Below are 752 nucleotides of genomic sequence, written 5' to 3'. Positions count from 1 at the left end.
GTCCATGCCCGCGATGCCGATGGCGGACAGCAGGGCCCCGATGGTGGTCGGGATCAGGCACACGAGGAGCGCGGCCAGCACGATCATGTCCTGTCGCGCGCCCGCGTACGTCGCGAACGGCTGCAGGGTGACCACGGCGAGCAGGAAGACGATGGTCAGCGAGGCCAGCAGGATGTTGAGCGCGATCTCGTTCGGCGTCTTCTGCCGGGCCGCGCCCTCCACCAGGTTGATCATCCGGTCGATGAACGTCTCGCCCGGCTTGGTGGTGATCTTGATGACGACGCGGTCGGAGAGCACCTTCGTGCCGCCCGTGACGGCCGACCTGTCGCCGCCGGACTCGCGGATGACCGGGGCCGACTCGCCGGTGATGGCCGACTCGTCGACGGAGGCGACGCCCCAGGTCACGTCCCCGTCGCCGGGGATGATGTCGCCCGCCTCGCAGACCACCAGGTCCCCGACGCGCAGCTCGGTCCCCGGCACCCGTTCCTCGGCGGCGTCGGGATCGGTGGTGGCCAGGCGGCGGGCGACGGTGTCGGTCTTGGCCTTGCGCAACGTGTCGGCCTGCGCCTTGCCGCGCCCCTCGGCGACGGCCTCGGCCAGGTTGGCGAAGAGCACGGTCAGCCACAGCCAGCCGGCGATGGCCCAGCCGAACCAGTCGCCGGGATCGGTGATGGCGAGCACGGTGGTGAGGATCGAGCCGATCTCGACCACGAACATGACGGGCGCCTTGACCTGCGTCCGCGGGTCGAGCT

At 70.7% G+C, this 752-nt stretch carries 1 pseudogene; it reads right to left on the bottom strand.

Going from position 1 to position 752, the window contains the following annotated elements:
* A pseudogene (locus KUM32_RS37315) lies at positions 1–752 on the bottom strand (potassium-transporting ATPase subunit B); the annotation flags it as partial.

The organism is Streptomyces sp. AC627_RSS907 (assembly GCF_019049165.1).
This window is presented reverse-complemented; position numbering and strand designations above follow the sequence as displayed.